The organism is Cohnella sp. GCM10027633 (assembly GCF_042675445.1).
Classification (GTDB): Bacteria; Bacillota; Bacilli; order Paenibacillales; family Paenibacillaceae; genus Cohnella.
Map to the genome: position 1 here is coordinate 1 of NZ_JBHTGV010000042.1, position 756 is coordinate 756.

Sequence of the window (756 nt, forward strand, 5' to 3'; positions counted from 1 at the left end):
CCGGCTGATTCTGCTTCCCGAAACTGAAATGCCTCTCCGACTCTTCTTCTAACTTCGTGCCGGACCGAGGGCGAATGCCCGATGCGTGAATATGGTGTTATCTGATGCCGGTGTCTTCTTCGAGCTACTTACACAATCCTTCATGTGTATTTGATGTTATAATGGTTATACTTAGTTCTTGAAAGGAGTTGTCAGAATTGGCTATTAGTAAAGAACGATTTAATGAATTGCTTGATCGATTGTCAGATAAAGATCTGGAATTGGTTTCTGAATTAATGGAGCGTCTTTCGCACTCATCAATCAAAAAGGAAATTCCTCTAGATGATGAACCTACTACTCAAGATGACTTAGATGCCATAAATAATGCACATAAAGCTTACTTAAAAGGTGAATTAATTAACCTTAAGGATGTAGAACATGAATTACGAAATTAAATTTCTTAAGGATGCCTATAAGTATCTTCAAAAGCAGGATTCTGTAACTCGGAACCGCATCCTAGATCATCTTAAAATTCTCTCTGAAGACCCCAGGCATCCGGAACTTGATATAAAAAGAATGCAAGGAATTGAAAATCAATTTCGGCTTCGAGTTGGATCCTATCGAGTAGTTTACTCTATTCTTGATAATGAACTAATAATAATAGTTGTAAAGATAGGTTCACGCGGTGACATATATAAGACTTAACGGCACTTGATCTTCAAGTGTCTTTTTATTGAATTGCACCGGTTTCAGATAACGTTATTGTATTCACGACGT

2 protein-coding genes are annotated in these 756 nt (G+C 37.4%); both read left to right on the forward strand.

The features are described from left to right. Positions 1–197: 197 nt before the first annotated feature. Complete coding sequence (locus ACFQZG_RS27580; protein WP_378157960.1) at positions 198–434, forward strand: hypothetical protein; 237 nt, start codon at positions 198–200, stop codon at positions 432–434. Continuing rightward, positions 418–684 carry a type II toxin-antitoxin system RelE family toxin gene (locus tag ACFQZG_RS27585; protein ID WP_378157961.1) on the forward strand — a complete coding sequence of 89 codons (267 nt, stop codon included), beginning with the start codon at positions 418–420 and terminating at the stop codon, positions 682–684. Before ACFQZG_RS27580 ends, ACFQZG_RS27585 begins: the two co-directional genes overlap by 17 nt. Positions 685–756: the final 72 nt, after the last annotated feature.

Excerpts from the sequence above, each read along its gene's own strand:
- ACFQZG_RS27585 (WP_378157961.1), top strand. The coding sequence starts at position 418 with ATGAATTACGAAATTAAATTTCTTAAGGATGCCTATAAGTATCTTCAA.